This window comes from Mycobacterium sp. E2989 (assembly GCF_001667595.1).
Classification (GTDB): domain Bacteria; phylum Actinomycetota; class Actinomycetes; order Mycobacteriales; family Mycobacteriaceae; genus Mycobacterium.
Window position 1 is genome coordinate 26207 of sequence record NZ_LZJX01000030.1, and the last position, 19661, is coordinate 45867.

Here is a 19661-nt window from a genome sequence, read left to right on the forward strand (position 1 = left end):
CGGATACCAGCATTGTCGCGGTGGGGTGCAAAACTATGGTGATGCGGCTGTATCGAGACCGGGCTGTGGTGTTGCGCCAGCACAAGCTCGGCGAGGCCGACCGGATCGTCACCCTGTTGACCCGCGATCACGGGCTGGTTCGGGCGGTGGCCAAGGGCGTGCGTCGCACCCGCAGCAAATTCGGCGCGCGGCTGGAGCCGTTCGCGCACATCGACGCGCAACTGCATCCCGGCCGCAATCTCGACATCGTCACCCAGGTGGTCTCGATCGACGCGTTCGCCACCGACATCGTCCGCGACTACGGCCGCTACACCTGTGGGTGCGCGATGCTGGAAACCGCCGAACGCCTCGCGGGGGAGGAACGGGCCCCCGCCCCGGCCCTGCACCGGCTCACGGTGAGCGCGTTACGGGCGGTGGCCGACGGCCGGCGGTCCCGGGACCTGCTGCTGGACGCCTATCTGCTGCGCGCCATGGGCATCGCCGGCTGGGCTCCGGCGCTGACCGAGTGCGCCCGGTGCGCCACCCCGGGGCCGCATCGGGCGTTTCATGTCGGCGCCGGGGGCAGCGTCTGCGCCCACTGCCGCCCGGCCGGTTCGACGACGCCGCCGCCGGGCGTGCTGGATCTGATGTCCGCGTTGCACGACGGCGATTGGGACTTCGCCGAGCAGACCCCGCAATCGCACCGCAGCTACGTCAGCGGCCTGGTCGCCGCGCACCTGCAATGGCATCTGGAGCGGCAGCTCAAAACGCTGCCACTGGTGGAACGGACCTATCACGTCGACCGCGCCGTCGCCGAACGGCGCGCTGCGGTGATGGAGCAGTTGGACTGTGGCTAAAGCTGAGCGCAAGCTCAAGTCGACCGACTTCCCGCAACTGCCCCCGGCGCCCGACGATTACCCGGTCTTCCCCGAAAAGTCGACTTGGCCGGTGGTGTTCCCCGAGTTGCCGCCGTCTGAAGGCGGCGGCCCGAGCCGGCCACCACAGCACACCTCGAAGGCGGCCGCACCCCGGATCCCGGCGGATCGATTGCCCAATCATGTGGCGATCGTGATGGACGGCAACGGCCGCTGGGCTACCCAACGTGGATTGACCCGTACCGACGGCCATAAGGCGGGCGAAGCGGTCGTCATTGACATCGTTTGTGGTGCAATAGAAATCGGGATCAAGTGGCTCAGCCTCTACGCCTTCTCGACCGAAAACTGGAAGCGTTCCCCCGAGGAAGTGCGCTTCCTCATGGGCTTCAACCGTGACGTGGTGCGCATGCGCCGGGTGAATCTCAAGACCATCGGGGTGAAGATCCGCTGGGTGGGCTCGCGTCCACGGCTGTGGCGCAGCGTGATCAACGAGTTGGCGATCGCGGAAGAGATGACGAAGGACAACGACGTCATCACCGTCAACTATTGCGTCAACTACGGGGGTCGCGCCGAAATCGCTGAAGCCGCAAAAGAAATCGCACGCTTGGCCGCCGCCGGCCGGCTGAATCCGGAGCGCATCACCGAGGCGACGGTGGCAGCGCACCTGCAGCGGCCCGACATCCCGGACGTGGACCTCTTCCTGCGAAGCTCGGGGGAGCAGCGGTCCAGCAACTTCATGCTGTGGCAGGCCGCGTACGCCGAATTCATCTTCCAGGACAAGCTGTGGCCGGACTACGACCGCCGCGACTTGTGGGCCGCCTGCGAGGAATACGCCTCGCGCAACAGGAGATTCGGGAGCGCTTAGTGGGGACCGGAAGCGCGGCGGAGCCGGGCGCAACGGGTCCTCACGGGGAGGATGCTATGCCGTCACTGCAGGAGAGGCTGGCTTCGGCGCTCGCCGGGGTGCTACCGGTCGACGAGGAAGCCGACGGGGCGCTGACGGTGCGCCATGCCGGGACCATCGCGTCGCTGCGGGTGGTGAACATCGCCGAAGACCTTGACCTGGTGTCGCTCACCCAGGTCTTGGCGTGGGATCTGCCGCTGACCAAGAAGATCAGCGACCAGGTCGTCAAGCAGGCCCGCGACAGCAACTTCGGCAGCGTCACGCTCGTCGAGAAAGTCAATGACAAGGCCGTGCAACGCAATTCGGGCAAGAGCGCGGCCAAAAGCGCGGACGTGATACTGCGCTACAACTTCCCCGGCGCCGGCCTGACCGACGACGCCCTGCGCACCCTGATCCTGTTGGTGCTGGATTCCGGCGCCGGTGTCCGCAGCGCGCTGACGGGTTAGGGCTCTAGGACACCGCAGATTCGATCGCGCCGACGACTTCCGTACGGGGGACAACGTCGTCGCGACCGCCGGTGCGCAGCAGCGACTGCATCAGGTCCAGGTTGTAGTCGGCCGGTCGGGTCGAGTCGACGAATCGTTCGACGACCTCGACGAAGCGATCCGGATGGTCGTGGAACGGCATGTGCCCGGAGTCCTCGAAGATTTCCATCCGCGAACCGGCGATCGCCGCGTGGGCCGTCCGGGCGTGGTCCACCGGGATGATCACGTCGTCTTCTCCCCAAATGATCTGCACCGGAACGTCTTGCATGAGATAGCTGCGGTCCAGCATGGTGACGTATTGACCGCGCGCGTCGACTACCGACCGCAGGGTGCGCGCGAACGCCGCCAGCCCGGCGGGGTCCGTGAAACCCTCGAGCATTTCCACGACGTCGGCAGCGTCGCGCCCGAACCTGGTGGAACCCAGCACGGTCCGCACGGCGCGGCCGAAGCCCCGCACCGTGGGCAGCACGCCCGGCGCGCGCAGCACGCCCAGCGCCTCGGCGCCCAGCGGCATCGCGGCCAACCGCAACGCCGGGCTCACGTCCTTCGAGACGCCACCGGCGCTCACGAGCACGATGCGTTCGACCAACTCCGGGTACTGGTAGGCGAACTGCATGGCCACCCCGCCACCGAACGAATGCCCGACGAGGGTGACCCGGTCGATCCCAAGCACGGCGAGCAGGTCGCGCATGCCGTTGGCGAAGGCCGGCAGGGAGTAGTCGGCGTGGGGTTTGTCGGACTCGCCGTGACCCAGCAGGTCCGGCGCGATGACCGTGAACCGCTGAGCAAGCTTGGCGTGCACGGGTTCCCATGATTTCGAGTTGCAGCCGACGCCGTGGATGAGCAGCAGGGCCGGTCCGGACCCCGCGACCCGGAAGGCCCGGCGGTAGCCGTGGATCGTCCGGAACTGCAGTGCCGGGGGCTCGACCTCGCGTACCGGTCGCAGGTGGGAGACCGTGTCCTTGCGCATCGTGTGCTCACTTCCCTTGAGATGTCGTCTCGGCCCGGGGGCCACTCATGGGTAGGAGCACGCGGCGCACGCGTGGTGGACAGTTTTTTCGAAACGTTTTCCGGGGCCGGATTCGGCTCGGGTCAGCCTAGGCCCCGCACTGCGAACACGTGCCGAATATTTCGATGGTGTGGCTGACGTCGGAGTAGCCGTGTTTGGCGGCGACCTGCGCCGCCCACGCCTCGACCTCGTGGTCGCCGACCTCGATGGTGGACCCGCAGCTGCGGCAGACCAGGTGGTGATGATGGTGCTCGGAGCACCTGCGGTACACCGACTCGCCGGTGTCGGTGCGCAGCGTGTCGACCATTCCCGCCGCCGCCATCGACTGCAGCGTCCGGTAGACGGTGGTCAGTCCGATGTTCTCCCCGCGGCGGCGCAACTCGTCGTGCAACTCTTGCGCCGAGCGGAAGTCGTCGAGGGTGTCCATCAAGGTGGAAATCGCGGCCCGCTGACGGGTCGACCGGACGCTGGCGCCCGTCATTGGCGCCGCTCCTGCGCATCACGTCGTTCTGCATCGTCGCCGGCGCGCGTCACGCGGTGTCCTCGCCGGCGTGCGCAACGGCGTCCACGACGATGTGCGCCAGGTGGTGGTCGGCCAGCCGGTACAGCACCTCGCGGCCCGAGCGCTCCCCGGCGACCACCCCGGCGGCCTTGAGGATCTTCAGATGCTGGCTGACCAGCGGCTGCGGCACGCCCAGCGCGTCGACCAGCTCGTGCACGCAGCGGTGCGACTCCCGCAGCTGCAGCACGATGGCGATCCGCACCGGCGCGGCCAGCGCGCGCAGCAGCTCGCCGGCGGCGGCCAGGATTTCCCGCGGCGGCGGGACCGGGTAGTCGGCCAGGGCGCCGGGACCGGCGTCGCCGTGCTCGTGGGCCACCACGCTCATGGCCGATCCCAGCTCGTCGGCGCGATCGGGATGCAGGGGGACGTCGCCATGGGAGAGAGTCATCACCTCGAAAAGTGCCAGGTAGTCGGGGACGGCCCGCGGTGAGGAAACGCGATCGACCGACCTCCACTGTCACATGCATGATGACGCATGTCAAAGACCGCGGCGCCGATCGTTACCATGACTGTTGCTCTGTGCGCGGCGGTCTGCTCCCCGCGCGTAACCGCCCAAACCCGGAAAGGGAGTGCACCGCCCCGTGGCGTCCGTCATCGACACCGTAGTCAACCTGGCCAAACGGCGCGGCTTCGTCTTTCCCTCGGGCGAGATCTACGGCGGCACCCGGTCGGCGTGGGACTACGGCCCGCTGGGAGTGGAGCTCAAGGAGAACATCAAGCGGCAGTGGTGGCGCGCGGTGGTCACCGGCCGCGACGACGTGGTGGGGATCGATTCGTCGATCATCCTGCCGCGCCAGGTGTGGGTGGCCTCCGGCCACGTCGAGGTCTTCCACGACCCCCTGGTCGAGTCGCTGATCACCCACAAGCGCTACCGCGCCGACCACCTCATCGAGGCGTACGAGGCCAAGCACGGGCACCCGCCGCCCAACGGGCTGGCCGACATCCGCGACCCGGACACCGGCGAGCCCGGCCAATGGACGGAGCCGCGCGAGTTCAACATGATGCTCAAGACTTACCTCGGCCCGATCGAGACCGAGGAGGGGCTGCATTACCTGCGCCCGGAGACCGCGCAGGGCATCTTCGTCAACTTTGCCAACGTGGTGACGACGGCCCGCAAGAAGCCGCCGTTCGGTATCGGCCAGATCGGCAAGAGTTTTCGCAACGAGATCACGCCGGGCAACTTCATTTTCCGGACCCGCGAGTTCGAGCAGATGGAAATGGAGTTCTTCGTGGAGCCGTCGACCGCGAAGGAATGGCACCAATATTGGATCGACACCCGCCACCAGTGGTACGTCGACCTCGGTATCGATCCGCAGAATCTGCGGCTCTTCGAACATCCGGCGGACAAGCTTTCGCACTACTCCGACCGCACCGTCGACATCGAGTACAAGTTCGGCTTCGCCGGCAACCCGTGGGGTGAGCTGGAAGGCGTGGCCAACCGAACCGACTTCGACTTATCCACGCACGCAAAGCATTCCGGCGCCGACCTGTCGTACTACGACCAAGTCACCGACACGCGCTACATCCCGTACGTCATCGAACCCGCGGCCGGCCTCACCCGGTCGTTCATGGCGTTTCTGATCGACGCCTACACCGAGGACCAGGCCCCCAACGCCAAGGGCGCGATGGAGAAGCGCACGCTGCTCCGGTTGGACCCGCGGCTGGCGCCGATCAAGGCCGCGGTGCTGCCGCTGTCCCGGCACGCCGACCTGAGCCCGAAGGCCCGCGACCTGGCCGCCGAATTGCGCAAATACTGGAACATCGATTTCGACGACGCCGGCGCGATCGGCCGGCGCTACCGCCGCCAGGACGAGGTGGGGACGCCGTTCTGTGTGACGGTGGACTTCGATTCGCTGGAAGACAACGCCGTCACGGTGCGCCAGCGTGACGACATGACCCAGGAACGGGTGGCGATGAACGCCGTGTCCGATTATCTGGCCGCGCGACTCAAGGGCTGCTGACCACCCGGTTGGCGCATTCCGGACGCCCGTCCGGTCCATCGGCGCGGGCGGCGTTGCGGCCGCCGCGCCGACGTATTAAACGTTTGATAAAAAACCGTTGCTGGGCGGCCGATTGGCTTTAGGCTCGTTAAACGAATGTTTTACTCACGTGTCTAGTCGCTCGGGGGTGGGTGTCGGTTCGTGTGGGTGTAGGAGCCGTTGACTCGGTCGGTGAGTTGGGGATGTGATGATTCCAGCTTTTCTGTTATTCCCCCCCGAGATCAACTCTGCGCTGATGTATGGCGGCGCGGGCCCCAGCACGTTGTTGACGGCGGCCGCGGCCTGGGACGCCCTGGGCGCGGATTTGTCGGCGGCCGCCGCGTCCTTTGAGTCCGTGGTGACAACACTGGCCGCTGGCCCGTGGATGGGCCCGTCGTCCATGGCGATGGTGGCGGCGGCCACGCCCTATCTGCAGTGGTTGATTTCGGCGGCGGGGCAGGCCGAGATCTCGGCCGTGCAGGCGCGGCTGGCGGCGTCGTCGTATGAGGCGGCGTTCCTGGCGACGGTGCCCCCTCCGGCCGTGCTGGAGAACCGCATCCGGTTGCTCACCCTGATCGCGACGAACATCTTGGGGCAGAACACCCCGGCGATCGCGGCGACCGAACTCGAGTACATGGAGATGTGGGCCCAGGACGTGGCCGCCATGGTGGGCTACCACGTCAGCGCGCAGACGGTGGCGACGACGCTGCCGGCGTTCAGCGTCCCGCCGGCCGGCCTGAGCGGCTTGGCGGGGCTGATAACGGCGCCGCTGGAGATCGTGTCCCAGCTGCTGGGGGGCGTTGGCGGCGCTTTCATTTCGCAGCTGCAGTCGGTGCTGGGCGTGTTCTCGCCCTTACTGTCGTCGGTGACGTCGCTGCTGACATCGATGCCGGTGACGACGATGACCACGGTGGCGCAGATCGGGATGTACCCGGCCAGCGCCCTGATGTCGCCCATGATGGCGCTGGCCCACGGCGTCGCGCCGGCGGCCGCACCGGCGATGGCCGGTGTCACCACCGTCGCCGCTACGGGAGGCGCGCAGGCTACGGCGGCCGGCGCCCACAGCCTGCAGACGCTGGGCGGGCTGGGCGTGGCGACGGCCGGGTTGGGCACCGCGCGGTTCGTGGGGGCGATCACGGTGCCGCCGACCTGGCAGGGGTCGATGCCGGTGCCGGCGGTGCTGACGAGCCTGGCGGTGCCGGCGCTCGGCGGCCAGCTGCCGACCCCCTTCGCGGCGGGGGCCACCGGGGGATCGTCCGCGTCCGGCAGCGGTACGACACCGGCGATGCCCATGGCGATGGACGGGCGGGGGACCGAGGACGGCAAGACCGATGCGAGGGGCCGCCGCGGCGGCGAGAACCCGCACGTGGTCCAGGCGCGGCCCAAAGTGGTGCCGCGGGGGAGGCGCGGGTAGGGCCAGCCCGACCCGCGCGCGGTCGGCGTGGCCGTTTCGTCGCAGTTCCGGCCCGCGTCGTGGCCGTCCGCTTTGCGAAAAGCAAATCCCCGTTTTTGGGGTATTTGTCTGAAGTTTGGCTTACGATGTGGCTGCTTGGTGTTAATTGGTTCGGCCACAGCATCCGAAGATTCGGCTGTGGAAGGGGGCAACATGCTTTTGCCTCTTAGTCCGCCGTTACCCGACGACTCGGTGTCGGCGGTTAGGGGTGAGTCGGGGATGCTCGGTGGCCTGTCGGTTCCTCTCAATTGGGGTGTGGCCGTGCCGCCGGACGACTACGACCACTGGGCCCCGAAGCCGGAGGTGAGCGAGGACGCCGCCGAAGCCCCCGTCGACGCCACGGCCCCCGCCGCCGTCGTCGCGGACGCCAGTCAATTCACCGAGTGGACCGAATGGAAGCGGTGGGAAGGCGAAGCCGAACCCCGCATCAACATGCCGCGCAGCGGAGGCGTAATACCGCATTCACCGGCCGCCGGCTGACCGCGAGCGCTCAGAATCGCCCGCCGCCACCCATCAAGCCGCCGCCGGACGAGCCGCCGAACGACGTCGGGCTCCAGCCGCCGAATCCACCCCGCATCCCGCCGCTGAGCACGTTGCCGATGATGATGCCGCCCAGCATCGCGCCGATGTCGCTGCTCCCGCCGCGGGTGTAGGCGCGCTGAGCGGATTGGACATCGGCATTGGCCAGCGTCTGCGCCTGGGCGGCCAGCGTCGACGCCGCGTTGGCGTGGGCCATCGCTTCGGTCGGGTTCGTCGCCCTCTTGTCCCGCGCGGCGTGCAGGTGCCGGTCGGCTTCGGCGAGCCGGGTGCGAGCTTCGGGGCCGATGCTGCCCCGGCGCGTGTCGATGTAATCGGACACCGCCCGCACCCGGGACTCGGCTGTGAACAACGCCTGCTCGATCGACCGCTGCAGCTGCTCGGCACTGGCCCGCTCCTGGGCCAACGTGACCAGCAGCTCGCCGAGGTCGGCATCGGCCTTGGTCAACTGGGCGAATGCGCCGAGCGGGTCGGTGGCGGCCCCGGCGCGGGCCCCGTCGACGGCGCGGGCGGCCGCATCGCGCGCCGTCAGCAGATCGCCGGTGTGAGCGGTGGTCTGCCCCTTCTGCAGCAGCTCGCCCGCGCGCTGGATGTCCGCCTGAATGTCGGCCATGGCCGACGGCAGGCGGTCGATCGCGTGCTGGATGTCGGTGGCCGCGTTGTCCACCGAGTCGAGCAAGGCGCGCGCCTGCCCGAGCGCGGACTCGGCGGCGCGGACCGCATCGACCAAGCCCGCCTGGCGGCCGCCGACGGCTTCGGCGGCCAACTCCCGGGCGGTGCCGATGTTGCGGTCGGCGAACGCCAGCCGCTCCTTGGCGGCCGTCACATTGCCGGACACCGAAGTCAGTGCGGCCGCGTCGAATTGGCCGTGCAACTCGGCCAGCCGCTGTTCTGACGGGCCGATGCGGGTGGTGAGCTCCACGTAGGCCTGCGTGAGCCCGTCGAGCCGCGATCCGGCGTTGAACACCAGGTCGCGCAGGTTCTCGAACGCCTCGGTCTGCGATTCCAGTTCGCGGTCGGCGCGCGCCGCCGACACGACCACCCGGGTGAGCAATTCGCGACGCTGCCCGGCTGTCTCGGGCGTGCTGTCGTCCAGCTGTTGTCGCACCGTGAACGCTTGGGACAGAGCGGCTTTGGCGTTGCCCAGGGCCTGGGTGAACGGTTGGGTTCGCTCCTCGCCGAACTCGGCGACGGCCAGGTCGAGCTCGTTCGAGCTGGTTCGCACGGCGTTGTCGACGTCCACCACCAGCGCGCGGGACAGATCGTCAAGGGCCTCCAGCGGCACGCCGGCCAGCGCTTGGGAGTCGGTGGGGTCGACCCGTCGGGCCGCGGCCAGGGCCGCCGCGCGTTGCCGCCGGCGGCGATAGCGCATCACCAACAGCAGGGCCGCCAGCGCGCCGACAATGAGTGCCAGCGTCACCAGCAGGACCACCCGGCCCGACGAGCCCGGCGACCTGTTGAGCCCGTTGGCCGCGGCAACCGCGGCGCCGCTCCAGTCGCCGTTGTGCAAGGCCGGTTCGATCTTGTTGCGCCGCAAGTCATCGACCTGGCGGGCGCTGACGCTCTTGACGGTGGTCGGCACCAGGAAGGCGTATGCCCGGCTGGTGGTGGCGACGGCCAGCAGGGCGTCGTAGTCGCCCAAATCGCTCGAGCGCATCGTGGCCTGCGCCCAGCTCACCGGGTCCTGGCCGGAGAACGTGTCGACGTAGACCACCCACAGCCGGACGTGCCGATCCGTGTACAGCCTGCCGACGGCCGACGTCACCGCCGAGCGGCCGGAGTCCGAGAGCACGCCCGCGTTGTCGGTGACGTAGTCGGCCAGCCGGAACGGGGGCTGCGCGCCGGCCGCGGGCGCGACCAGCAGCCCCCCGCCCAACGCGATCGCGAGGATCGTCGCGACCACGCTTAACGGGCGGGCAGTGCGCATGACGCCAATTTAGCCCGGCGAGGATACGGGCAAATAGCCGTGCGGCGCAGCGATCCCCCGCCCGGCATTCCCTGGCAGACTGTGCGTCGGTGACCACGAATCGGCAAGACCCTTACGACGACTTCGACCGGCAACGGCGGGTAGGCGAGGCGCCGAAGACTGCGGGTCTGCCGGGTACCGAAGGCCAACATCGCACCGACTTCGCCCGGGACCGGGCCCGCGTGTTGCATAGCGCCGCACTGCGCCGGCTGGCCGACAAGACCCAGGTCGTGGGTCCCCGGGAAGGCGACACCCCGCGCACCCGGCTGACGCACTCGCTGGAGGTCGCGCAGATCGGGCGGGGGATGGCGGTCGGGTTGGGCTGCGACCTCGACCTGGTCGAGCTGGCCGGCCTGGCCCACGACATCGGCCATCCGCCCTACGGGCACAACGGCGAGCGCGCCCTGGACGAGTTCGCCGCCAACTACGGCGGCTTCGAGGGAAACGCGCAGAACTTCCGCATCCTGACCAGTCTCGAGCCCAAAGTGCTTGACGGGCAAGGCAATAGCGCCGGGCTGAACCTGACCCGCGCGTCCCTGGACGCGGTCACCAAGTATCCCTGGCCGAGAGGTGATGGGCGACGCAAGTTCGGGTTCTACGACGAGGACCGCGAGCCGGCGGCCTGGGTTCGCGCGCGCGCGCCGGAGGGCCGGATGTGCCTGGAAGCGCAGGTGATGGACTGGGCCGACGATATCGCCTATTCGGTTCACGACGTCGAGGACGGCGTCGTCTCGCAGCGCATCGATCTGCGCGTGCTCGCCGACGACGACGAGGCGGCCGCGCTGGCCAAGTTGGGCGAGAGCGAATTCTCCCGGGTCAGCGCCGACGACTTCATGGCGGCGGCGGAGCGGCTCTCGGCCCTGCCGGTGGTGGCCGCGGTCGGCAAGTACGACGCGACGCTGGCGGCGTCGGTGGCGTTGAAGCGACTCACGAGCGAACTGGTGGGCAGATTCGCCTCGGCCGCCATCGCCACCACCCGCGCGGCGGCCGGTCCCGGTCCGCTGGTGCGCTACCGGGCCGACCTGCTGGTGCCCGACCTGGTGCGCGCGGAGGTCGCCCTGCTGAAAATCCTTGCGCTGCAATTCATCATGTCCGATCCGCGGCACCTCGACACCCAAGCCAGGCAGCGCGAACGGATCCACCGGGTGGCGCGGTCGCTGTACTCGGGGGCGCCACGGACGCTCGATCCCGTCTTCGCCGCGGCGTTCATCACCGCGGCCGACGACCGCGCCCGGCTGCGGGTCATCGTCGACCAGATCGCCTCCTACACCGAGGGTCGGCTGGAACGAATCGACGCGGGCCAAGCGGCCGGTTAGCGGCGCGTCATCCCGCGACGGTGTCGTCGCCGTCGCGGGATAGGCTGCCCGGCATGACCAAATTCCGCGGTATCGCCACCCTCGCGGTGGGGCTTCCCGTCGTCGCCATCACCGCCTGTAGCTCACCTCAGCACGCGAGCAACCAGCCCGGCACCACCCCTCCGGTGAAGAGCGCCGCACCGTCGTCGTCGGGCGAGACGACGACACCCGCGCCCAACGGCGAATCGCTCAGTGCGCAACTGAAGACGCCGGACGGGCGGACCGCCGCCACGGCGACGTTCGACTTCGCCGGCGGGTACGTCACCGTCACCGTCAAGACGGTCGCCGGCGGCATCCTGACGCCCGGATTCCACGGCCTGCACGTCCACGAGATCGGCAAGTGCGAGCCCAATTCGGTCGCCCCGACGGGCGGCCCGCCCGGAAACTTCCTGTCCGCCGGCGGTCACTACCAGGCCCCCGGGCACACCGGCAAGCCGGAAAGCGGCGACCTGACCTCGCTGGAGGTGCGGTCGGACGGTTCGGCCTACCTGGTCACCACCACCGACGCGTTCAACCGGGACGAGTTGCTGGGCGGCAACAAGACGGCCCTGATGCTGCACGGCGCCGAGAACACCGACAACGCGATGGAACGGGTGGCATGCGGGGTCATCGGAACCGGTTAGCCGGCCCGGTCGGCGCTCTAGACTGAGCCGATGTCCAGCCCGGCAGGTTCGTGGGGGCGCGCCCCGCGCGCGGATGACGACGCCCGGCCCAGGGGCCGGGGCCGGATCCCCGATCGGGACATCGCCGCCATCCGCGAGCGGGTCCGCATCGAGGAAGTGGTGGGCGATTACGTCCAATTGCGGCGCGCCGGCGCCGATTCGCTCAAGGGCCTGTGCCCGTTTCACGACGAGAAGTCGCCGTCGTTTCACGTCCGCCCCAACCATGGCCACTTCCATTGCTTCGGCTGCGGCGAAGGCGGCGACGTCTACGCGTTCATCCAGAAGATCGAGCACGTCAGCTTCGTGGAGGCCGTCGAGCTGCTCGCCGACCGGATCGGCCACACCATCAGCTACACCGGCCCGGCGACCAGCGTGCAACGCGATCGCGGGAGCCGCAGCCGGCTCGTCGCGGCCAACGCGGCCGCCGCGGAGTTCTACGCCGCGGCCCTGGAATCCGGCGAGGCCGCGCCGGCCCGGCAATACCTGACGGAACGCAACTTCGACGCCGAGGCGGCCCGCCGTTTCGGCTGCGGCTTCGCACCGTCCGGATGGGACTCGCTGACGAAACACTTGGTACGCAAGGGTTTTGAGTTCAAGGAGCTGGAAGCGGCCGGGTTGTCGCGGCAGGGGCGGCGCGGCCCGATCGACCGCTTTCACCGGCGGCTGCTGTGGCCCATCCGCACTGCGGCCGGCGAGGTCATCGGGTTCGGCGCCCGCCGGCTGTTCGACGACGACCCGATGGAAGCCAAGTACATCAACACGCCCGAGACGCTGCTGTACAAGAAGTCGTCGGTGATGTTCGGCATCGATCTGGCCAAACGCGACATCGCCAAGGGCCATCAGGCGGTCGTGGTCGAGGGCTACACCGACGTGATGGCGATGCATCTGGCCGGGGTCACCACCGCCGTGGCGTCGTGCGGCACCGCGTTCGGCGACGAGCATCTGGGCATGCTGCGCCGGCTGATGATGGACGACAGCTTCTTTCGCGGCGAGCTGATCTACGTGTTCGACGGTGATGCGGCCGGGCGCGCGGCCGCGCTCAAGGCCTTCGGCGGCGAGCAGAACCTGGCGGGGCAGTCGTTCGTCGCGGTGGCACCGGACGGCATGGACCCCTGCGACCTGCGGCTGAAATCCGGCGACGGCGCGCTGCGCGACCTGGTGGCCCGGCGCACGCCGTTGTTCGAGTTCGCGATACGCACCGCGATCGCCGAGATGGACCTGGACAGCGCCGAGGGCCGGGTCGCGGCGCTGCGCCGCTGCGTGCCGATGGTCGGCCAGATCAAAGACCCAACGCTGCGCGACGAGTACGCCCGCCAGCTCGCCGGCTGGGTCGGCTGGGACGACGTGGCCCAGGTCATCGGGCGAGTGCGCGAGGAGGCCAAGAAACCCCGAGTCTCGGCGGACCTCCGCGGGACTGGGCGGGTTTCTGGCCCCGCGGCCGCGGCCCAACCCGCCGCGACGCGCCCGGACCCGCGGGACCCGACCTTGTGGCCGCAGCGCGAGGCGCTCAAGTCGGCGCTGCAGTACCCGGCCCTGGCCGGGCCGGTGTTCGACACGCTGACGGTCGAAAGCTTCACCCACCCCGGTTACGCCGCGGTGCGCGGGGCGATCGAGGCCGCGGGCGGCACGTCGAGCGGCGTCACCGGGGCGCAGTGGATCGACGCGGTGCGCCAGCGGGCCACCTCGGAGCTGACCGCGGGGCTGATCAGCGAGCTGGGGGTGGAGGCCGTCGCGGTCGACGACGAAAAGCTGCCGCGCTACATCGCCGGCGTGCTGGCCCGCCTGCAGGAGGTGTGGATGGGCCGCCAGATCGCCGAGGTGAAGTCCAAGCTGCAGCGCATGTCGCCGATCGACCAGGGCGACGAGTACCACGCGCTATTCGGTGACCTGGTCGCGATGGAGGCCTACCGGCGCAGCCTGCTCGAGCAGGCTAGCGGCGACGATCTGACGATGTGAGGGCCTCGTCGGCCGGTCGCTGGGCGTCGCGCTCCAAGATGGCCGTTTGGTCGTCGAGCTCGGCGACGGTGACGAACCCGGCGTCCGGGGAGATCCGGTTCGCGATCTTGCGGCGGCCCCCTTCGATCACCGACTTGGCCACCGGGCTGCTGGTCAGCGCGCGATACGTGCCGACGAGCTGCTCGTATCGGCGACGCCCGGCCTTCGAGCCCAGCACGTACCCCAGTCCAAGCACCACGACATACCGGATCAAAACGTTCCTCCCGACTAGCGACCGTTCCATCCTGCCTCACCCGGCCGGGTGCGTGCGCGTCCGATCGGCTTAGATCAGCGGCCAGAGGCGCCTCCCGTCCAGTTGGGTGCGGTAATGCCAGTACGCTAGAGTCGTCCCGCGATTGTGTTGATCCCCTGTAGCTCAATTGGCAGAGCGTTCGGCTGTTAACCGATAGGTTCCTGGTTCGAGTCCAGGCGGGGGAGCAAGTTCTCGGCACCGAGCCGGTATTACAGCCTCGACGAGCCGCTAGTCGTAGACCGGAGTCCATACAGCGTCCAGGACGGCCTGGCGGGCGTCGGCGTGCGTGCGGGTGGCCACCCCTTCGGCCACGGCCGCGTGATACACGGCCTCGGCGACCGCGGTCGAGATGGCCCGCAGGTCCTTGACGTCCGGCAGCAGGGAATCCCCGGGTGACGACGGATTAGCTTGTCGCACAACGGCTTTGGCGGCCGCCTGCAGCATGCGCTTGGTCAGCAGCCGCGCCCCGGCGACGATGATGCCCAGCCCGATTCCCGGGAACACCAGCACGTTGTTGGCCTGGCCGATCGTGTAGGCGATGCCATCGAATTCGACCGGCGCGACGGGGGTGCCGGTGGTGATCAGCGCCTTGCCGTCGGACCATTGCAGCAGGTCGGCCGGCATGGCCTCCATCCGCGAGGTCGGGTTGGACAGCGGGAAGATCATCGGGCGCTCGCAGGACGCGGCCATGGCCTGCACGACCTTCTCGGTGAAGGCGCCGAACGCGGTCGAAGCGCCCAGCAGCACGGTGGGGGAGGCCAGCTTGATCGTGTCCACCAAGCCCACCCTGTCCTCGGCGCCGATGCCCAACCGGCTGCGGTTCTTGGCGTAGGGCGCCTGGAAATCGCGCAGGTCCGCCATGTCGTCGAACAGCAGGCCCTGCCGGTCGATCGGCCAGATCTGCGCGGCGGCCTGCTCGGGGGTGGCGCCGTCGGACACCATCGCATCGCGGATCTGGTCGGCCACCCCGATCCCGGCGGTCCCGGCCCCGAAGACAACCACCCGTTGGTCGCGCATCGGCACACCGGTGAGATGGCAGCCGCCATACACCGCCGCGACGACCACCGCGCCGGTGCCCTGGATGTCGTCATTGAACACGCAGTACTTCTCGCCGTAGGCGTGCAGGAGCCGGCGGGCGTTCAGCGGCCCGAAGTCCTCGAAGTGCAGGATCGCCTTCGGGAACAGACGGTGCGCGGTCTCGATGTAGCGGTCGACGAAGTCGTCGTATTCCTGGCCGCGCCGCCGGGCATGCCGGTTGCCCAGGTAGAACGGATCCTGAAGCAGTTGTTCGTTATTGGTGCCGACGTCGAGGGAGACCGCGATGCAGCGGCGCGGGTCGATGCCGCCGCCGGCGGTGTACAGCGCCAGCTTGCCCACCGCGATCTGGATGCCACCCACGCCCCAGTCGCCGATGCCCAGGATCGCTTCCGCGTCGGTGCATACGATCAGGTCGACGTCGTCGGGTTCCAGCCCGAAAGTCGCGAAGGCCGCCTCGATTTCGTCGGGCTCGTCGATGCTCAGGAAGAGCCCCCGCTGTCCGCGGTATTCGTCGGAGAACCGCTGAATGGCCTCGCCGACCGTGGGCGTGTAGACCACCGGCATCAGTTCGGGCAGATGGTCCTCGAGCACCCTGTAGTAGAGCAGTTCGTGGCGGTAATGCAACTGCTCCAGCAGCAGGTTGCGTCCCAGATCGGTTGCCAGGCTTTGCAATTGACGCCAAACCCGGTCGGCCTGTTGGTCGAGCGTGAGCACCGCGGACGGGAGGCGCCCGGTCAACCCCAGCCGCCGCCGCTGCTCGTGCGTGAAGCCCACCCCCCGGTTCAGGCTGGGCGCGGCCAGTGCGGGCGGGATCCGCGGTGCGTGGGCGTCGCTCATCGCAATCTCCGTCCGTGGCGTGGCGCGTTAGGCCAACCGTAGCGTCGATCGCGGTGAACGCATCTCGAAGAGCGGTGGAGGTCGCGCCGGTGCTGTCAGTCGCCGACCGCGACACCGGTGCTTCGGCCCGACCACCCGGAGACCGGCCTCAAACCCAGATGTTCCCGCAGCGTCGCGCCGCGGTATTCGGCGCGGAAGCTGCCGCGCTCCTGCAACAACGGCACCACTTTGGCGACGAACTCGTCGAGGCCGCGTGGCGTCAGGTGCGGCACCAGGATGAACCCGTCGCAGGCATCCTCCTGCACATGCCGATCGATCTCGTCGGCGACTTGCGCCGGCGTCCCGACAAACTGCTGACGGCTCGTCACCTCGATGATCAGCTGGCGGATCGACAGGTTCTCGGCCTGCGCGCGGGCCCGCCACGCGGCGGCGACCGCCTTCGGGTCGCCGTGGCGGACGCGGCCCCGGGTGATGTGCGGATTCTCGACGGGGTCGGTGTCGGGCAGCGGCCCGTCGGGATCGTAGCCGGACAGGTCGACGCCCCAGACCTGCTCCAGGAACGCGATCGCGGTCGGGCCGCTCACCTGTTTCTCGCGGATGTGACGGGCGTGGTCCTCCGCCTCTTGCGGGGTGTCGCCGAGTGCGAACGTCGCACCCGGCAGGACCTTGAGTTGGTCGGGGTCGCGCCCATGGGCGGCGGCGCGGCTCTTCACGTCGGCGTAATAGCGCTGTCCGGCCTCGAGCGATCCGTGCAACGTGAACAGGGCATCGGCATGCCGGGCGCCGAAATCGCGGCCATCGCTGGAATCGCCGGCCTGCAGCAGCACCGGATGGCCCTGAGGGCCGGCGGGCAGCGACGCCACGCCGCGGATGTCGAACTGCGCGCCGCGGTGTTCGACGGTGTGGATCCGGGCGGGATCGGCATAGACGCCCGCCTCGACGTCGGCGAGCACGGCATCGGGTGCCCAGCCGTCCCAGAATCTCCGTGCGACGGTGATGAATTCCTCGGCCCGCTTGTACCGATCGGCGTGGTCGAGGAACCCGCCGCGCCGGAAGTTCTCTCCGGTGAATGCGTCGGACGAAGTGACCATGTTCCAGGCCGCCCGGCCGTCGGAGAGGTGATCCAGCGTGGCGAATTGCCTTGCCACTTCGTAGGGTTCGTTGAACGTGGTGTTGATGGTTCCGGCCAGGCCCAGCCGTTCGGTGACCGCGGCGAGCGCGGCCAGGACCGTGAACGTGTCGGGCCTGCCCACCACGTCGAGGTCGTGAATCCTGCCGCGATGTTCGCGCAGCCGCAGGCCCTCGGCCAGGAAGAAGAAGTCGAACAGCCCTCGCTCCGCGGTCCTGGCGAGGTGTACGAACGATTCGAACGCGATCTGGCTGCCGGCGTCGGGGTCGGACCACACGGTGGTGTTGTTGACCCCGGGGAAGTGCGCGCCGAGAATTATCTGCTTGCGGCGCTTGACTGTTCGTGCGCTCATTCGGTCAGCCCCCAGCGCTTGGCGATCAGCTCGTGCGAGCGCAGCCTGTCGGTGTGCCGGTGCGTGACCGACGTGATCACGAGTTCGTCGGCGCCGGTCACCCTACGCAGCAGCTCCAGCCGATCGGCGACCTCGTCCGGATTGCCGACGAATTGCGTTGCGGTGCGGTCGGCCACCAGTCCGAGTTCGTCGTCGGTGAGGGGTTCGCAGAGGTCGGGATCGGGGTAGGGGATGGCGCCCTGCCCGCTTCGGATGGAGTAGACCCAGTGCCCATAGCTTGACGCGAGGTGACGCGCGGTGGCGCTGTCCTCGGCGACGACGACGTCGGCGGAGACCACCACGTACGGCTCGGCCAGCCGGGCGGACGGCCGGAACGCGTCGCGGTAGGCGGCGATCGCGCCGAGCGCGGTGCCCGGGGTGATGTGGTAGCTCGCCACGAACGGCAGCCCGCGCGCGCCGGCGACCTCCGCGCTCTGCCCGCGGGTGCTGCCGAAGATCCACGGCGTCAGTTGCCCGTGTTCGCCTGGGACGGCGTGCAATTCGTGGCCGTCGACGGTGTAGGTGCCGTCGAGTAGCGCTTCGATGGCGTCGATCTGCTCGGCGAAGTCGGCGGCTTGCGCGCAGGGCTGGGCGAGCACCGAGGCCTGTGCCCGCATCCGGTCGCTCTTCATCAGCGCAGTCGGGTCGAACGGCGCGGGGACGACGATGCCGTCGACGTCTCGCCACGGCGGGGGCGCAGACGAGGTTGTCGGCTCCGGCGATGCGACGGCCTCCCTGCGCCGCTGCCCGGATCGGCCCAGGCCCATGTCGATGCGGCCGGGATAGAGCGCGTCGAGCACGCCGAAGCTTTCGACCACGGCGATCGGCGTGGTGTGGCCGATCTGCACCGCCGCGGACCCCACCCGGATGCGGTCGGTGGCGGCTGCGATCTGGCCGATCAGCACGGCCGGCGCCGAGCTGGCCACCGCGACGAAGTGATGCTCGGCGAGCCAGTAGCGCTGGTAACCCCATCGTTCGGCGTGCTGCGCGAGGTCGATGGTGTTCCGCAGCGCCGTCGCCGCGTCGCACCCGGCGCTGATCGGGGACAGGTCGAGGATGGAGAGCGGGGTGACGGTCATCGCGCCACCGCCGCATAGCGGTTGGGCGCGGGAGCCAATTCGAGGCGCTCGCGCAGCGTTTCGCCGTCGCGGTAGCCGGTGCGGAACACCCCGGCGCGCTGCAGCAATGGCACGAGTTCGTCGGCGATCGCGGGCAGGTCGATCGCGTTGACCGCGGGCCGTAGCCTTATCCCGTCGACTCCCGCGTCGTGCCAGGCAAGCAACAGTTCGGCTAAATCGCTTGCGCTGCCGGCGAACACGTGTGCGCCGGAGGAGATGGCCGCCGGGGGTGTCAGGGGGTGCTCGGCCAGCGAGACGACCAGGTCGGCGTACACCTTCAGCGTCCGGCCGGCGGCGCGTTGCGCTTCGGTGACGTCACGCAGGATCGCGCGCAGGGAGTCGCGGTCGCGCGGGGTGACCGCGACGATGTCGGCACTGGTGGCGGCGAACTCATAGACCCGCGGCGCGTGCGCCAGCGCCAGCACCACCGGCTGGCCCTGCGGTGGCCGCGGGGTGATGGACGGGCCCCTGACCGAGAAGTGTTCGCCGGCGAAGTCGATGTAGTGCAACTTGTCCCGGTCGATGTAGCGCCCGGTGGCCGCGTCACGGATGACCGCGTCGTCCTCCCAGCTGTCCCAGAGCCGCCGCGCGACCTCCACGGCGTCGGCGGCCTCGTCGAAGAGCTCCTCGGTCTGCATGCCGGACCGCCGCCCGACGAGCGCGGCCTCGTGCGCGGTCGCGCTGATCCGCACCTGCCAGCCCGCCCGACCGTGCGAGATGTGGTCCAGTGTCGCAATCGCTTTCGACACGTGGAAGGGTTCGGTGTGGGTCACCGTCGCGACCGGCACCAGGCCGATGTGAGTGGTGACCGGCGCGATGCGCGCGGCCACCAGCACGGCGTCCGCGCGGCCCGCCAGCCGCCGCGGCGATATCTCGGGTCGCCGGCCCGGCTGAACGTCGAATGAGTCGTCGATGGTCAGGAAGTCGAGCAGGCCCCGCTCCGCGACGGCGGCCAGGGCGGCCCAGTACCGGCCGCCGAGGTGTTCGCCCACGGCCGCACCGTGTGCGAACGCGTATCGCCACGCGTGCGGATGCCAGCCGTAGCCGTCCAGCCCAACGGCCAGGTGCAGCTCGGTCATCGCGCGCCTTCCGATTCGTTGCTAACCCACTGTGCAACGCCCGAGGCGACAACGC

General features: G+C 69.3%; 18 protein-coding genes and 1 tRNA gene. 10 read left to right on the forward strand and 9 right to left on the reverse strand.

The window, feature by feature from the left end:
- The first annotated feature begins 41 nt into the window (after window positions 1-41).
- Genes recO through A5680_RS07210 form a run of 3 tightly spaced genes read left to right on the forward strand, consistent with a single transcriptional unit; the run spans window position 42 to window position 2204 of the window.
- Complete coding sequence (recO, locus tag A5680_RS07200; RefSeq protein WP_067817839.1) at window positions 42-836, forward strand: DNA repair protein RecO; 795 nt, start codon at window positions 42-44, stop codon at window positions 834-836.
- Window positions 829-1719, forward strand: a complete 891-nt coding sequence (locus A5680_RS07205) for a decaprenyl diphosphate synthase (RefSeq protein ID WP_055400783.1) — start codon at window positions 829-831, stop codon at window positions 1717-1719. The genes recO and A5680_RS07205 overlap by 8 nt, the downstream gene beginning before the upstream one ends.
- A 56-nt stretch (window positions 1720-1775) precedes the next feature.
- Window positions 1776-2204 (forward strand): hypothetical protein, encoded by a 429-nt coding sequence (locus A5680_RS07210; RefSeq protein WP_067817673.1) that lies wholly within the window; start codon window positions 1776-1778, stop codon window positions 2202-2204.
- Window positions 2205-2208: 4 nt separating this feature from the next.
- Here the strand turns inward: A5680_RS07210 and A5680_RS07215 are convergent, their stop codons facing one another.
- The 3 genes from A5680_RS07215 to A5680_RS07225 all read right to left on the reverse strand — a co-directional run bounded on the left by A5680_RS07215 (window position 2209) and on the right by A5680_RS07225 (window position 4139).
- A complete protein-coding gene (locus A5680_RS07215) occupies window positions 2209-3213 on the reverse strand; it encodes an alpha/beta fold hydrolase (RefSeq protein ID WP_067817676.1) in 1005 nt (334 codons plus the stop codon).
- A gap of 127 nt (window positions 3214-3340) precedes the next feature.
- The gene (locus tag A5680_RS07220; RefSeq protein WP_067817679.1) at window positions 3341-3733 is read right to left on the reverse strand and encodes a Fur family transcriptional regulator; all 393 of its coding nucleotides are present in this window, start codon (window positions 3731-3733) and stop codon (window positions 3341-3343) included.
- Between the two features lie 49 nt (window positions 3734-3782).
- Complete coding sequence (locus tag A5680_RS07225; protein ID WP_231633764.1) at window positions 3783-4139, reverse strand: metalloregulator ArsR/SmtB family transcription factor; 357 nt, start codon at window positions 4137-4139, stop codon at window positions 3783-3785.
- Between the two features lie 244 nt (window positions 4140-4383).
- On the opposite strand from A5680_RS07225, the gene A5680_RS07230 reads away from it, so the two are divergent.
- From A5680_RS07230 to A5680_RS07240, 3 genes are all read left to right on the forward strand, one after another.
- Entirely contained in the window at window positions 4384-5775 is a 1392-nt protein-coding gene (locus tag A5680_RS07230; RefSeq protein WP_067817681.1) for a glycine--tRNA ligase, read from the forward strand.
- A gap of 226 nt (window positions 5776-6001) precedes the next feature.
- A complete protein-coding gene (locus A5680_RS07235; protein ID WP_067817684.1) occupies window positions 6002-7207 on the forward strand; it encodes a PPE family protein in 1206 nt (401 codons plus the stop codon).
- A gap of 258 nt (window positions 7208-7465) precedes the next feature.
- Window positions 7466-7726: a hypothetical protein gene (locus tag A5680_RS07240; RefSeq protein WP_055400769.1), complete on the forward strand. Its 261-nt coding sequence runs from the start codon at window positions 7466-7468 to the stop codon at window positions 7724-7726.
- A gap of 10 nt (window positions 7727-7736) precedes the next feature.
- On the opposite strand, the gene A5680_RS07245 is transcribed toward A5680_RS07240, so the two are convergent.
- Window positions 7737-9710 carry a TPM domain-containing protein gene (locus A5680_RS07245; protein WP_067817687.1) on the reverse strand — a complete coding sequence of 658 codons (1974 nt, stop codon included), beginning with the start codon at window positions 9708-9710 and terminating at the stop codon, window positions 7737-7739.
- 89 nt (window positions 9711-9799) lie between these two features.
- Here A5680_RS07245 and A5680_RS07250 point away from each other — a divergent pair, with 89 nt between their 5' ends.
- From A5680_RS07250 to dnaG, 3 genes are read left to right on the forward strand one after another with little or no spacing between them, the layout of a single operon-like run.
- Complete coding sequence (locus A5680_RS07250) at window positions 9800-11065, forward strand: deoxyguanosinetriphosphate triphosphohydrolase (protein WP_067817690.1); 1266 nt, start codon at window positions 9800-9802, stop codon at window positions 11063-11065.
- A gap of 53 nt (window positions 11066-11118) precedes the next feature.
- Complete coding sequence (locus A5680_RS07255) at window positions 11119-11727, forward strand: superoxide dismutase family protein (RefSeq protein ID WP_082970291.1); 609 nt, start codon at window positions 11119-11121, stop codon at window positions 11725-11727.
- Window positions 11728-11757: 30 nt separating this feature from the next.
- Window positions 11758-13722 carry a DNA primase gene (gene dnaG / locus A5680_RS07260; RefSeq protein WP_067817693.1) on the forward strand — a complete coding sequence of 655 codons (1965 nt, stop codon included), beginning with the start codon at window positions 11758-11760 and terminating at the stop codon, window positions 13720-13722.
- Here dnaG and A5680_RS07265 read toward each other — a convergent pair.
- On the reverse strand, window positions 13697-13975 hold the full coding sequence (locus A5680_RS07265; protein ID WP_055400761.1) for a hypothetical protein: 279 nt from the start codon (window positions 13973-13975) through the stop codon (window positions 13697-13699). The two genes, dnaG and A5680_RS07265, sit on opposite strands and share 26 nt — an antisense overlap.
- 151 nt (window positions 13976-14126) lie before the next feature.
- Here A5680_RS07265 and A5680_RS07270 point away from each other — a divergent pair.
- Window positions 14127-14199: transfer RNA gene (locus A5680_RS07270), tRNA-Asn, on the forward strand.
- A gap of 43 nt (window positions 14200-14242) precedes the next feature.
- Here A5680_RS07270 and A5680_RS07275 read toward each other — a convergent pair.
- The 4 genes from A5680_RS07275 to A5680_RS07290 form a co-directional block, all read right to left on the reverse strand.
- Window positions 14243-15889 (reverse strand): NAD-dependent malic enzyme, encoded by a 1647-nt coding sequence (locus tag A5680_RS07275; RefSeq protein ID WP_067817697.1) that lies wholly within the window; start codon window positions 15887-15889, stop codon window positions 14243-14245.
- 95 nt (window positions 15890-15984) lie between these two features.
- Window positions 15985-17370 (reverse strand): NtaA/DmoA family FMN-dependent monooxygenase, encoded by a 1386-nt coding sequence (locus tag A5680_RS07280; protein WP_067817700.1) that lies wholly within the window; start codon window positions 17368-17370, stop codon window positions 15985-15987.
- On the reverse strand, window positions 17367-18488 hold the full coding sequence (locus tag A5680_RS07285) for an LLM class flavin-dependent oxidoreductase (protein WP_067817703.1): 1122 nt from the start codon (window positions 18486-18488) through the stop codon (window positions 17367-17369). The genes A5680_RS07280 and A5680_RS07285 overlap by 4 nt, the downstream gene beginning before the upstream one ends.
- Window positions 18485-19606, reverse strand: coding sequence for an LLM class flavin-dependent oxidoreductase (locus tag A5680_RS07290; protein ID WP_067817706.1), 1122 nt, complete (start codon window positions 19604-19606; stop codon window positions 18485-18487). Before A5680_RS07290 ends, A5680_RS07285 begins: the two co-directional genes overlap by 4 nt.
- Window positions 19607-19661: the final 55 nt, after the last annotated feature.